At 71.3% G+C, this 13387-nt stretch carries 11 protein-coding genes; 10 read left to right on the top strand and 1 reads right to left on the bottom strand.

All coding sequences use genetic code 11. From position 1 onward, the window contains the following. Nucleotides 1-129 precede the first annotated feature (129 nt). Nucleotides 130-1470, bottom strand: a complete 1341-nt coding sequence (murA, locus tag ACFQ7Q_RS05780) for a UDP-N-acetylglucosamine 1-carboxyvinyltransferase (RefSeq protein ID WP_352187417.1) — start codon at nucleotides 1468-1470, stop codon at nucleotides 130-132. A gap of 266 nt (nucleotides 1471-1736) precedes the next feature. On the opposite strand from murA, the gene ACFQ7Q_RS05775 reads away from it, so the two are divergent. The 10 genes from ACFQ7Q_RS05775 (at nucleotide 1737) to ACFQ7Q_RS05730 (ending at nucleotide 13308) form a co-directional block, all read left to right on the top strand. Next, entirely contained in the window at nucleotides 1737-2297 is a 561-nt protein-coding gene (locus ACFQ7Q_RS05775) for a YqgE/AlgH family protein (RefSeq protein ID WP_383550372.1), read from the top strand. Nucleotides 2298-2326: 29 nt separating this feature from the next. Then, a complete protein-coding gene (locus tag ACFQ7Q_RS05770) occupies nucleotides 2327-2620 on the top strand; it encodes a DUF3039 domain-containing protein (RefSeq protein ID WP_329120009.1) in 294 nt (97 codons plus the stop codon). Nucleotides 2621-2829: 209 nt separating this feature from the next. Continuing rightward, a complete protein-coding gene (locus ACFQ7Q_RS05765) occupies nucleotides 2830-4137 on the top strand; it encodes an extracellular solute-binding protein (RefSeq protein ID WP_383550370.1) in 1308 nt (435 codons plus the stop codon). Next, nucleotides 4134-5177: a carbohydrate ABC transporter permease gene (locus ACFQ7Q_RS05760; RefSeq protein WP_383550368.1), complete on the top strand. Its 1044-nt coding sequence runs from the start codon at nucleotides 4134-4136 to the stop codon at nucleotides 5175-5177. Before ACFQ7Q_RS05765 ends, ACFQ7Q_RS05760 begins: the two co-directional genes overlap by 4 nt. Further along, entirely contained in the window at nucleotides 5174-6013 is an 840-nt protein-coding gene (locus ACFQ7Q_RS05755; protein ID WP_383550366.1) for a carbohydrate ABC transporter permease, read from the top strand. The genes ACFQ7Q_RS05760 and ACFQ7Q_RS05755 overlap by 4 nt, the downstream gene beginning before the upstream one ends. Before the next feature lie 292 nt (nucleotides 6014-6305). Next, nucleotides 6306-7997 carry a beta-N-acetylhexosaminidase gene (locus tag ACFQ7Q_RS05750; RefSeq protein ID WP_383550364.1) on the top strand — a complete coding sequence of 564 codons (1692 nt, stop codon included), beginning with the start codon at nucleotides 6306-6308 and terminating at the stop codon, nucleotides 7995-7997. A gap of 224 nt (nucleotides 7998-8221) precedes the next feature. Continuing rightward, on the top strand, nucleotides 8222-9097 hold the full coding sequence (locus ACFQ7Q_RS05745) for an FAD binding domain-containing protein (RefSeq protein WP_383550362.1): 876 nt from the start codon (nucleotides 8222-8224) through the stop codon (nucleotides 9095-9097). After that, a complete protein-coding gene (locus tag ACFQ7Q_RS05740; RefSeq protein ID WP_383550360.1) occupies nucleotides 9094-10377 on the top strand; it encodes a (2Fe-2S)-binding protein in 1284 nt (427 codons plus the stop codon). The genes ACFQ7Q_RS05745 and ACFQ7Q_RS05740 overlap by 4 nt, the downstream gene beginning before the upstream one ends. Continuing rightward, complete coding sequence (locus ACFQ7Q_RS05735; RefSeq protein ID WP_383550358.1) at nucleotides 10374-12698, top strand: xanthine dehydrogenase family protein molybdopterin-binding subunit; 2325 nt, start codon at nucleotides 10374-10376, stop codon at nucleotides 12696-12698. Before ACFQ7Q_RS05740 ends, ACFQ7Q_RS05735 begins: the two co-directional genes overlap by 4 nt. A 199-nt stretch (nucleotides 12699-12897) precedes the next feature. Then, a complete protein-coding gene (locus ACFQ7Q_RS05730; protein WP_383550356.1) occupies nucleotides 12898-13308 on the top strand; it encodes a hypothetical protein in 411 nt (136 codons plus the stop codon). Nucleotides 13309-13387 lie beyond the last annotated feature (79 nt).

Genomic DNA, 13387 nt, shown 5'->3' with positions numbered 1-13387 from the left:
GTCAGGGGGTGGCCGCCCTTTCGTTCGCCCGCCAGAGGGCCTCTCGAGGCCCGGATGGCGGTCCGGGCCCCGAGAGGCCCGGCGGGCCGCCCGAGGCCGTCCTGCCTCAGGCGGTCGCCCTGTGCTGCGTCACACGAGCGCGCTGCCCGGCAGCTCGACCTTCGCGCCGAGCTCGACGAGCTTCTCCATGAAGTTCTCGTAGCCGCGGTTGATCAGGTCGATGCCGTGGACGCGGGACGTGCCCTGCGCCGCCAGCGCCGCGATCAGGTACGAGAAGCCGCCCCGGAGGTCCGGGATGACCAGGTCGGCGCCCTGGAGCTTCGTGGGGCCGGACACGACCGCCGAGTGGAGGAAGTTCCGCTGACCGAAGCGGCAGTCCGAACCGCCCAGGCACTCGCGGTACAGCTGGATGTGGGCACCCATCTGGTTCAGCGCCGAGGTGAAACCGAGCCGCGACTCGTACACGGTCTCGTGGACGATGGAGAGCCCCGCCGCCTGCGTCAGGGCCACCACCAGCGGCTGCTGCCAGTCGGTCTGGAAACCGGGGTGCACGTCCGTCTCCAGGGCGATCGCGTTGAGCGAGCCGCCCGGGTGCCAGAAGCGGATGCCCTCGTCGTCGATCTCGAAGGCGCCACCCACCTTCCGGTAGGTGTTGAGGAACGTCATCATCGAGCGCTGCTGGGCGCCGCGGACGTAGATGTTGCCCTCGGTCGCCAGCGCCGCCGACGCCCAGGACGCCGCCTCCAGGCGGTCCGGGAGCGCGCGGTGCGTGTAGCCGTCGAGCTTGTCGACACCGGTGATCCGGATGGTGCGGTCGGTGTCCATGGAGATGATCGCGCCCATTTTCTGCAGGACGCAGATCAGGTCCTCGATCTCCGGCTCCACGGCGGCGTTGGAGAGCTCGGTGACGCCCTCCGCCAGCACGGCCGTGAGCAGCACCTGCTCGGTCGAGCCGACCGAGGGGTACGGCAGCCGGATCTTGGTGCCGCGCAGCCGCTGCGGGGCCTCCAGGTACTGACCGTCCGCCCGCTTCTCGATCGTCGCGCCGAACTGACGCAGCACGTCGAAGTGGAAGTCGATCGGACGGCCGCCGATGTCGCAGCCGCCCAGACCCGGGATGAAGGCGTGGCCGAGGCGGTGCAGCAGCGGACCGCAGAAGAGGATCGGGATGCGCGACGAACCGGCGTGGGCATCGATGTCGGCCACGTTGGCGGACTCGACGTGCGTCGGGTCGAGAACCAGCTCGCCCGGCTCCTCGCCGGGACGGACCGTCACTCCGTGCAGCTGCAGCAGCCCGCGGACCACACGGACGTCACGGATGTCGGGCACGTTGCGCAGTCGGCTCGGCCCGCTGCCGAGGAGAGCGGCGACCATCGCCTTGGGCACGAGGTTCTTCGCGCCGCGGACGCGGATCTCACCCTCCAGCGGGGTTCCGCCGTGGACAAGCAGTACATCGTCTGTGCCGGTCATGAATCTCGCGTTCCGGTGGGGGTCGGGCAGGGGGCCAGGGAAAAGGGTAAGGGGCGGGGGTACCCCCCTAGGAAGCATCAGGGGGCCTGTCAGATGTAATGAATTCGGCACAACACTCTCTGTTCACCCAATCTTGCGGAGTGTCACCGTCCGTTTGTGTCCGGCGAGCGCCGCGCGGATCCGCCCTGAACTGCGCGGCCGTCCCGTGTGTGTCCACTCCACCGGACGACCTCCCTAATCGCCGAAGATGCGGGATCATGTGTCGCATGACCGAGGTGTCCTCGCTCACAGGACGGCTGCTCGTCGCCACCCCCGCCCTGGCCGACCCCAATTTCGACCGCGCGGTGGTGCTGCTCCTCGACCACGACGACGAGGGCTCGCTCGGCGTGGTCCTGAACCGGCCGACCCCGGTGACGGTCGGTGACATCCTCGCGCCCTGGGCCGACCTGGCCGGCGACCCGGGCGTGGTCTTCCAGGGCGGCCCTGTCTCCCTGGATGCGGCGCTCGGCGTCGCGGTCATCCCCGGCGACGAGGGCCCGCTGGGCTGGCGCCGGGTGTACGGAGCGATCGGCCTGGTCGACCTGGAGACCCCGCCGGAGCTCCTCGGCCCGGCCCTCGGCTCCCTGCGCATCTTCGCCGGCTACGCGGGCTGGGGCCCTGGCCAGCTGGAGACGGAGCTCGGCGAGGGCGCCTGGTACGTGGTCGAGTCCGAACCGGGCGACGTGTCCTCGCCCCGCCCGGAGACCCTGTGGCGAGAGGTCCTCCGCCGCCAGCGGAGCGACCTCGCGATGGTGGCGACGTACCCGGACGATCCCTCGCTCAACTGAACCCGGGCTTTTCAGTACCCTTGGGTTCCATGAGCACTCTCGAGCCCGAGCGCGGGGCAGGTACGGGAACCCTCGTGGAGCCGACGCCGCAGGTGTCCCACGGTGACGGCGACCACGAGCGCTACGCCCACTACGTCCAGAAGGACAAGATCATGGCGAGTGCCCTCGACGGCACTCCCGTGGTGGCACTGTGCGGCAAGGTCTGGGTACCGGGGCGCGACCCCAAGAAGTACCCGGTCTGCCCGATGTGCAAGGAGATCTACGAGTCCATGGGTCCCGGTGGGGACAAGGGCAAGGACGGCAAGGGCGGCGACAAGAAGTAACCCGCTCCTTCGCCGCGGGGACGGCCCCCGGTGTGTGTACCTCGGTACGCGCGCCGGGGGCCGTCTCGCGTTGCGGAGGGTGCTTCCGCCGGTCACAGAGTGGTTGAGACCACTTGTCGGGGAGTTGGTCCGGCCCTAACCTCTCGCGTGTTGTGCAGCACGAAACGCCCGTTGCGTATGCTGCAACGTCGATTGGTGGGAGCCCCCGAATGAAGCTTTCTGCCCGTATCGCCGCCCCGGTCACCGCACTTGTGCTCGCCGGCCTCACCGCCACCGCCTGTGCCCCGCAGACCTCCGACGGCAAGGCCGCGACGGACGAGAAGAGCGGCACCCTGCGCGTCTGGCTCTTCCAGGAGGTCGCCAACGATCCCAAGAAGCAGGTCGTCGACGCGGCCGTCGCCGCCTTCGAGCAGCAGCACGAGGGGGCGAAGGTCGAGGTCGAGTACATCCCCGTCGACACCCGCGCCCAGCGCATCAAGGCCGCCTTCAACGACCCGAAGTCCGCCCCCGACCTCATCGAGTACGGCAACACCGACACCGCCGGCTATGTGCAGGACGGCGGACTCGCCGACATCAGCGCCGAGTTCGGCGCCTGGGCCGACGCCAAGGACACCGACCCCACCGCCAAGGCCTCCGTCACCGTGGACGGCAAGATCTACGGCGCCCCGCTCTTCGTCGGCGTCCGCGCGCTCTACTACCGCACCGACGTCTTCAAGGACCTCGGCCTCTCCGCGCCCAAGACGCAGGACGAACTCGTCTCCACCGCCAAGAAGATCCACAAGGCCGAGCCGGACCTCTACGGCATCGCCGTCGGAGGCGCCTACACCTACGGCGCCATGCCGTTCATCTGGGCCAACGGCGGTGAACTCGCCACGGAGGAGGGCGGGTCCCACAAGGCGGCCATCAACAGCGAGGCCGCGCGCAAGGGCATCGCCACCTACACCTCCCTCTTCGGCGACGACAACTGCCCGGCCGCCAAGTGCGCGCAGATGGGCGGCAACGCGACCGTCACCGCCTTCGCCTCCGGCAAGGCCGCGATGGCCATCGGCGGCGACTTCAGCCACGCGGCCGTCGAAGCGGGTTCGGTGAAGGGCAAGTACGCCGTCGTACCGCTCCCGGGCGTCACGGCCGGTTCCATCGCCCCCGCCTTCGCCGGCGGCAACAACATCGGCGTGATGAAGAGCAGTTCGCACCGCACCCTCGCCGTCGACCTGATGAAGTCCCTGGCAGGGAAGGAGACGCAGGGCAAGCTCTTCGACGCGATGGGCTTCCTGCCGACCTACACCGACGTACGGGCGGACGCGGCGCGCAAGCAGCCGTTCGTGAAGCCCTTCATCGACTCCCTCGGCGCCGGCGCCAAGTTCGTGCCCGCCTCCCCGGGCTGGGGCAAGATCGACTCCTCGCTGGTGCTCCCGACGATGTTCCAGGAGGTCGTCAGCGGCCGTAAGGACGTGAACGCCGCCTCGGACGACGCCGCCAAGAAGATGGACGAGGCCTTCGCGTCCGCGGGCCGATGACGATGGCGGCCCGTACGAATTCCAGCGGTACGGAGACGGACGGTTCGGCCGGTACGGAGACGGACGGCACGCACCCCGCCGCCGGCGACCTCGCGACCGGCCGCCGGGTCCCCGGTCCCCGCCGGGCCCCCGGTGGCCCGGCGGCCCGGCCCCGCAAGGGGCCCGGCCGCTCCGGGTGGACACCCTGGTTCTACCTCCTGCCCGCGCTCGTCGTCCTCGGCGGGCTCCTGCTCTACCCCATCTACCAGCTCGGGCTCATCTCCTTCCTGGAGTACACCCAGGCCCAGGTCAGCGGCGGGGAGCCGACCTCCTTCCAGGGCTTCGGCAACTACACCGCGCTCTTCTCGGACCCGCAGTTCTGGCAGGTCCTCCTCGCAACGGTCCTGTTCGCCGCCGCCTGCGTCGTCACCACCCTCGCGGTGGGGTGCGCGCTCGCGGTCCTGCTGACCCGCGTACGGGCACTGCCGCGCCTCGCGCTCATGCTCGCCGCGCTCGGCGCCTGGGCCACCCCCGCCGTCACCGGCTCCACCGTCTGGGTCTTCCTCTTCGACCCCGACTTCGGCCCGGTGAACCGGCTCCTCGGCCTCGGTGACCACTCGTGGACCTACGACCGCTTCAGCGCCTTCGCGCTGGTCCTCTTCGAGGTCGTGTGGTGCTCGTTCCCGTTCGTGATGGTGACGGTCTACGCGGGCATCAAGGCCATCCCGTCGGAGGTCCTGGAGGCGGCGTCCCTCGACGGGGCCTCGCAGTGGCGGATCTGGCGCTCGGTCACGGCGCCCATGCTGCGGCCCATCCTGGTCGTCGTCACCATCCAGTCGATCATCTGGGACTTCAAGGTCTTCACCCAGATCTATGTGATGACGAACGGCGGCGGCATCGCCGGTCAGAACCTCGTCCTCAACGTGTACGCCTACCAGAAGGCGTTCGCCTCGTCCGAGTACAGCCTCGGCTCGGCGATCGGCGTCGTCATGCTGCTGATCCTGCTGGCGGTCACGCTGGTGTACCTCCGTCTGCTGCGCCGCCAGGGAGAAGAACTGTGAGCGCGTTCCGCATCCGGCGCCCCGGGCGTGTGGCGGCGGAGGCCGCCGCCCTGCTCGTCGCGGCCGTCGTCGCCTTCCCGCTGTACTGGATGGTCCTCTCCGCCTTCAAGCCGGCCGGCGAGATCCAGTCGACCGACCCGCGGCCGTGGACGCTGTCCCCGTCCCTCGACTCCTTCCGGCGCGTCTTCGAACAGCAGGAGTTCGGCCGGTACTTCGTCAACTCGCTGATCGTGGCGGGCACGGTCGTCCTCGCCTCCGCGCTGATCGCGTTCCTCGCGGCGACCGCGGTGACCCGCTTCCGGTTCCGCTTCCGGACGACGCTGCTCATCATGTTCCTCGTCGCCCAGATGGTGCCGATCGAGGCGCTGACGATCCCGCTCTTCTTCCTGATGCGGGACTTCGGTCAACTCAACACGCTGGGTTCGCTGATCTTGCCGCACATCGCCTTCTCGCTGCCGTTCGCGATCTGGATGCTGCGCGGATTCGTGAAAGCGGTCCCGGAGGCGCTGGAGGAACAGGCGCAGATCGACGGCGCGAGCCGTACGCGATTCCTGTGGCAGATCCTGTTCCCGCTGGTCTTCCCGGGGCTCGTGGCGACGAGCGTCTTCTCGTTCATCTCGACCTGGAACGACTTCCTCTTCGCGAAGTCCTTCCTCATCAGCGACACCTCGCAGTCCACCCTCCCGATGGCGCTGCTGGTCTTCTTCAAGCCGGACGAGAACGACTGGGGCGGGATCATGGCGGGGTCGACGGTGATGACGATCCCGGTGCTCGTCTTCTTCGTCCTCGTACAGCGCCGTCTGGTCTCGGGACTGGGCGGGGCGGTGAAGGACTGAGGGGGCCGCCGTTGTGCCTCTGCCGCGGGCCACGCCCGCCCGCCTGTTGCGGTCCGCGCTCGCCCGCCTGTTGCGGCCCGCGCCCGCCGACCCCGTTGCGGTCCGCTCCCGCCCGCCTGTTGCGGGCCCGTATCCCATCTGTCCCGTTGCGGGCCCGTACCCGCCCGCGTCGTGTTGCCCATGACCCGTCCATCCCGTTGCGGGCCCGGGCCCGCCCCCGCCCCCGTGCCCCCGAGTGCCGCCGCGCGTCCGTGTCCGTGTCCGGGGACCTCCGCTTCGAAAGGCCGATGCCATGCATGACGACCACGACCACGACCGTCACCAGTCGCTGATCCCCGCGCCCGGCAGGGTCGAGGCACGAGGGGACGCTCCCGGCCTCTTCTCGCTGGACGCGGGCACCACCCTCGACGCCGGGCCCGGCACCGAGGGCGTGGCGAGCTGGCTGCGGTCCACGCTCGGCGCCGCGACCGGGCTGCCGTTCGCGCCGGGCAGCGGCGGCAGTCCGGTCGGCGGTCCGCGCGGGATCCGGCTGCGTATCAGCCCCGCGATCGAGGAGGCGTACGGCCCCGAGGGCTACCGTCTCTCGACCGACGGTTCCCTCGACGACGTCGCCGTCCTCGTCGAGGGCGGCAGCGCGGCCGGTGTCTTCTGGGGTGTCCAGACGCTTCGTCAGCTGCTGGGCCCCGACGCGTACCGGAAGGCGCCGGTGGGTCGGGCCGACCGTGACTGGGACCTCCCCCCGCTCACCGTCACCGACAGCCCCCGCTTCCGCTGGCGCGGACTCATGCTCGACGTCGCACGGCACTTCATGCCCAAGGACGACGTCCTGCGCTACCTCGATCTCCTCGCCGCCCACAAGCTCAACGTCTTCCACTTCCACCTCACCGACGACCAGGGCTGGCGCATCGAGATCAAGCGCCATCCCCGGCTCACCGAGGTCGGTGCCTGGCGCGCCCGTAGCAAATGGGGGCACCGGGCCTCGCCGCTGTGGAACGAGACCCCGCACGGCGGCCACTACACACAGGACGACATCCGCGAGATCGTCGCCTACGCCGGTGAACGGCACATCACCGTCGTCCCCGAGATCGACATCCCGGGCCACTCGCAGGCCGCCATCGCCGCGTACCCGGAACTCGGCAACACCGACGCCGTCGACACCGCAGCGCTCACCGTCTGGGACACCTGGGGCGTCAACCCGAACGTCCTCGCCCCCACCGACGCGACCCTCCGCTTCTACGAGGGAGTGTTCGAGGAGGTCCTGGACCTCTTCCCGTCCACCTTCGTGCACGTCGGCGGCGACGAGTGCCCCAAGGGCCAGTGGAAGGAGTCCGCGACGGCGCAGGCCCGCATCAAGGAGCTGGGGCTCGCCGACGAGAACGAGCTGCAGTCCTGGTTCATCCGCCACTTCGACCGCTGGCTCGCCGACCGCGGTCGCCGGCTGATCGGCTGGGACGAGATCCTGGAGGGTGGTCTCGCGCCCGGCGCCGCCGTCTCCTCCTGGCGGGGGTACGCGGGCGGGATCACGGCGGCCGAGGCGGGCCACGACGTCGTCATGTGCCCCGAGCAGCAGGTGTATCTGGACCACCGTCAGGCGCCGGGCGAGGACGAGCCGATGCCCATCGGTTACGTACGGACCCTGGAGGACGTCTACCGCTTCGAGCCCGTGCCGCCGGGGCTGTCCCCGGAAGCCGCCGCCCATGTCATCGGCACCCAGGCCAACGTCTGGACCGAGGTCATGGAGAACAGCGGCCGGGTCGACTACCAGGTCTTCCCGCGCCTCGCCGCCTTCGCGGAGGTCGCCTGGTCGGCCCTCCCCGCGCCCGCGGAGCGGGACTTCACGGAGTTCGAGCGCCGGATGGCCGCCCATTACCGGCGCCTGGACGCCCTCGGCGTCGGCTACCGGCCGCCGACCGGACCGCTGCCGTGGCAGCGGCGCCCAGGGGTCCTCGGAAGGCCCATCGAGGGGCTGCCCCCGAACGTGTGAGTAACCTCGCGCCCCCGTGTCACCCAAGAGCGGCAAACCGGAAGTTACCGTCACCGGTGGGATCTCCTGGACGGAACCGTCCTTCGCGGACCCTCGCGTCGGACGGCTCGGAAGATGTGCCAGAGTTGCCACGTCCGGGCTGTGAGCACGTACGGTACGGCCACACAGGCGTCACAGCCGGGGACAGTCGGGGACCGCCGGGGACACCGGGAAGGGGCAGCGGGTTGACCACGCACGCACCACAGACGGCGCAGTCCGTGACGCTGCCCGCCTCGCTCGACGAGGCCGTGGCGGCGCTCACCGCCATGCCCGCCGCCGTGCCCGTCGCGGGCGGCACCGATCTGATGGCCGCCGTCAACAAAGGCCAGCTCAGGCCCGCCGCGCTGGTCGGCCTCGGCCGGATCAACGAGATCCGCGGCTGGCAGTACCAGGACGGTCACGCGCTCCTCGGCGCCGGCCTCACCCACTCCCGGATGGGCCGCCCCGACTTCGCGGCCCTCATCCCCGCCCTCGCCGCCGCCGCCCGCGCCGCCGGACCGCCCCAGATCCGCAACGCGGGCACGCTCGGCGGCAACATCGTCACCGCGGCTCCCACGGGTGACTCCCTGCCCGTCCTGGCGGCCCTGGAGGCCGACCTGGTCGTGATGGGCCCGCTCGGCACCCGCGAGATCCCCGTCTCCCACCTGCTGGCCGGCCGCGACCTGCTGGCCCCCGGTGAGCTGGTCGCGTTCGTCCGCGTCCCCCTGCTGCACGCCCCCCAGGTCTTCCTCAAGGCCACGGGCCGCACGGGCCCGGCCCGTGCCTCGGCCTCCGTCGCCGTCGTCCTCGACCCGGCCAGACGCGGTGTGCGCTGTGCGGTGGGCGCCATCGCGCCGATGCCGCTGCGCCCGCTGGAAGCCGAGCACTGGATCGCCTCGCTGGTGGACTGGGACGGGGAGCGGGGCCTCGCGCCGGAGGCGCTGACGGCGTTCGGCGAGTACGTGGCCGCCGCCTGCATCCCGGACCCGCCGGGTGACGAGCAGCTGCCGCCGGCCGTACTGCACCTGCGGCGCACGGTCGCCGCGCTGGCCCGACGGGCACTGGGGAGGGCGCTGTCGTGAGCAACGAGAACCATGGTCACGGGCAGGGGGGCGGCTGGGAGCCGATCCCGCAGAGCGAGGGCTACGACGGCGATGCCACCGCCTTCGTGCAGCTGCCGCCCGAGTTCATGCTGGACGGCGTCCCGCTGGAGGCGCCGGGGCACGGCTACGTACCGCCGATGATCACGCCGCTCACCCCGCTGGCTCCGTTGACGCCCGAGGCGGCGACGGATCCGGCGGCGACCGGTTCGTGGGTGGTGCAGCTGCCGGCGGAGGCGGAGGCCGTGGAGCCGGGGCCGGAGGTCCTGTCGGAGCCGGACCCCCATGCGACGGGCCAGTGGAGCTTCCAGGCGGAGCCGGACCCGGACCCGGCCGCGACGGGTCAGTGGTCGATTCCGGTCGTGTCGGACGGTGCGGACTCGTCGGACGAATCGGGCGAGTTCACGACGTCGATGCTGGCGCAGTACGCGAGCAGCGCGCCGGCGACCCTGCCGGGCGGCGCGCCGGCGCCGTGGGCGGTCCAGGAGCCTGCTGAGGCGGCCGAGGCGGCCGTCGATGCGGCCTCCGAGGCTCCTGAGACCGCCGATGCGGCAGGAGAGGCAGGAGAGGCTCCTGAGGCGTTTGGGGCTCCTGAGGTCTCTGTGGGGCCTGAGGGCGTGTCCCCGGGCCCGGACCCGTCGTCGCCCCCCGCGGACGGCCCCGAGACCCCTCCCGCGCACTCCACGGGCAACAGCGCGGACAGCGACGAGCACCCGCACAGCTCGTACGTCCTTCGTGTGAACGGTGCCGACCGACCCGTCACGGAATCCTGGATCGGCGAGTCGCTGCTCTACGTGCTGCGCGAGCGGCTCGGCCTGGCCGGTGCCAAGGACGGCTGCTCGCAGGGCGAATGCGGCGCGTGCAACGTCCAGGTCGACGGCCGGCTCGTCGCCTCCTGCCTGGTGCCCGCGGCGACGGCGGCCGGGAGCGAGGTGCGCACGGTCGAGGGCCTCGCGACCGACGGCGAACCCTCGGACGTACAGCGCGCCCTGGCCCGCTGCGGAGCCGTACAGTGCGGCTTCTGCGTCCCGGGCATGGCCATGACCATGCACGACCTGCTCGAGGGCAACCACGCCCCCACCGAGCTGGAGACCCGCCAGGCGCTCTGCGGCAACCTGTGCCGGTGCTCCGGCTACCGGGGCGTCCTCGACGCCGTGCGCGAGGTCGTCGCCGAGCGCGAGGCGAGCGCCGCCTCGGACCACGCCGACGAGGCGCGCATCCCGCACCAGATCCCCCACCCGCACGACGGAGGCATGGCGTGAGCAGCGACGCGACCACCGCCACCACCCTTCCGGCCTCGCCGGAGCTCGACGGCGTCGAGCAGGAGGCGGTCGCCCACGGCCTGGGCTCGTCCCTCCCGCCGGCCGACGCGCGGGCCAAGACCGAGGGCACCTTCCCGTACGCCTCCGACCTGTGGGCCGAGGGCCTGCTGTGGGCCGCCCTGCTGCGCTCGCCGCACCCGCACGCCCGGATCGTCTCCATCGACACGACCGCCGCGGCCGACATGCCCGGCGTACGGGCCGTGGTGACGCACGCCGACGTGCCGGGGGAGGCGACGTACGGCCGTAGCGTCGCCGACCGTCCGGTCTTCGCCTCCGAACTGGTCCGCCACCACGGCGAGGCGATCGCCGCCGTGGCCGCCGACCACCCGGACACGGCACGCCTCGCGGCGGCGGCGATCACCGTCGAGTACGAGGTCCTGGAGCCGGTCACGGACCCGGAGAAGGCCTTCGCGGCCGAGCCGCTGCACCCGGACGGCAACCTGATCCGCCACATCCCGCTGCGCTTCGGCGACGCGGAGGCGGCGGGCGAGATCGTGGTCGAGGGGCTGTACCGGATCGGCCGGCAGGACCCGGCCCCCATCGGCGCGGAGGCCGGCCTGGCCGTGCCCCGCCCGGACGGCGGGGTGGAGATCTACACGGCCTCGACCGACCCGCACACGGACCGGGACCTGGCGGCGGCGTGCTTCGGCCTCTCGCCGGACCAGGTCAAGGTCGTGGTGACGGGCGTCCCGGGTGCGACGGGCGACCGCGAGGACCCGGGCTTCCAGATCCCCCTGGGCCTCCTCGCGCTGCGTACCGGCTGCCCGGTCAAACTGGCCGCTACGCGCGAGGAGTCCTTCCTCGGCCACGCCCACCGCCACCCGACACTGCTGCGCTACCGCCACCACGCGGACGCGGAGGGCCGGCTGGTGAAGGTGGAGGCCCAGATCCTCCTCGACGCGGGCGCCTACGCGGACGCGTCGTCGGAGTCCCTCGCCGCGGCCGTGGCCTTCGCCTGTGGCCCGTACGTCGTCCCGCACGCCTTCATCGAGGGCTGGGCGGTCCGTACGAACAACCCGCCGTCCGGCCATGTGCGGGGCGAGGGCGCGATGCAGGTGTGCGCGGCCTACGAGGCGCAGATGGACAAGCTGGCTCAGAAGCTGGGCCTGGACCCGGCGGAGCTGCGTCTGCGCAACGTCCTCGCGACGGGCGACATCCTGCCGACCGGCCAGACGGTGACCTGCCCGGCACCGGTGGCCGAACTCCTCTCGGCGGTACGGGACTTCCCCCTCCCCGCGCTCCCCCTGGACTCCCCGGAGGAGGACTGGCTGCTCCCGGGCGGCCCGGAGGGCGCGGGCGAGCCGGGCGCGGTGCGACGGGGCGTCGGCTACGCGCTCGGCATGGTGCACATGCTCGGCGCGGAGGGCGCGGACGAGGTCTCGACGGCGACGGTACGGGTCCAGGACGGCGTGGCGACGGTCATCTGCTCGGCCGTGGACACCGGTTCGGGCTTCAGCACGCTGGCGCGCCAGATCGTCCAGGAGACCCTGGGCCTGGAGGAGGTCCACGTCGCCTCGGTCGACACCGACCAGCCCCCGGCGGGCCCGGCGACGCACGGCCGCCACACGTGGGTGTCGGGCGGTGCGGTGGAGCGCGCGGCGAAGATGGTCCGAACGCAGCTGCTGCAGCCCCTGGCCCACAAGTTCGGGATGTCGACGGAGCTGCTGCAGATCACGGACGGCAAGATCACCTCGTACGACGGCGTCCTGTCGACCACGGTCACGGAGGCGATGGACGGCAAGGAGCTCTGGGCCACGGCCCAGTGCCGCCCGCACCCCACGGAGCCCCTGGACGAGTCGGGCCAGGGCGACGCCTTCGTGGGCCTGGCGTTCTGCGCGATCCGCGCGGTGGTGGACGTGGACATCGAACTGGGCGCGATCCGCGTGGTGGAGATGGCCGTCGCCCAGGACGTCGGCCGCATCCTCAACCCCGCCCAGCTGGCGACCCGCATCGAGGCCGGCATCACCCAGGGCGTGGGCGCGGCCCTCACCGAGAACCTCCGCACGGCCCGGGGCCTGATCCGCCACCCGGACCTGACGGGCTACGCACTCCCGACATCCCTGGACGCCCCGGACATTCGCATCGTGAAACTCGTCGAAGAACGCGACGTGGTCGCCCCCTTCGGCGCCAAGCCGGCAAGCGCGGTCCCGGTGGTCACGGCCCCGGCGGCAGTGGCGTCAGCGGTACGCGCGGCCACCGGACGCCCCGTCAACCGACTGCCGATCAGGGCACAGGCGGCGGTCGGCGTGCCCAATTCGTAACCATGTGATTCGCGTTGCTTCTGCAACCGGGAGGTGCGCTTTGTCGGTCCTCCTCGGTACAGTGAACTCCTAGACTTGGCTGGGCTTTTCTGGTCTTGACGTGTTGGTTCACGGGGGAGGGTGAAAACACATGCTGGCACCACTCGACGGAGCGGCCGGCGGACTCAGCGCTGCGTCCGTTGCCTACCACTCTGAGTCCATGCTGGACTTCAAGAAGGGGATCGACGAGCTGATCGTGGAGCTCACCAAGTCCCCGGCCGGCTCCAAGAACATGTCGGCGGACCCGGTCTCCCGCAACCAGTTCGGCGGGGGTGGTGGGGCATGGGTCGAGGCGTCCGGCGTCTTCACGTCGTATGACAATGTGCTCACGCAGTTGACGACCCTCTCCGCGCTGCTCGGCGAGTGCCTGGAAGGCATGGGAATCGCCGTCGTCATGTCCAAGAACGGCATGGAGCAGACGGACGACGACATCCGGTACCGGATGCTCGAGATCAGCCAACGCGCGGAGACCGCGAAGGCAGAGGCGGAGAAGGCGGCAGCTGACAAGGCTGCGAAGGGTTCAGGGCAGCCCCAGGCTGGGGCGGGTCTCAAGAACAAGGGCTACGCGTAGCAAGTCGAGTCGGGGACACGAGACTTCGGGGACACGGGGAAGAGGCGACGGATGAGGCCAGAGGAAAGCAGCGGAGGCG

The sequence above is a fragment of the Streptomyces sp. NPDC056527 genome, from assembly GCF_042794475.1.
In the GTDB taxonomy this organism is placed as follows: Bacteria; Actinomycetota; Actinomycetes; order Streptomycetales; family Streptomycetaceae; genus Streptomyces.
Note: the sequence above shows the minus strand (reverse complement) of the source record. Positions and strands in the feature narration are given on the sequence as shown.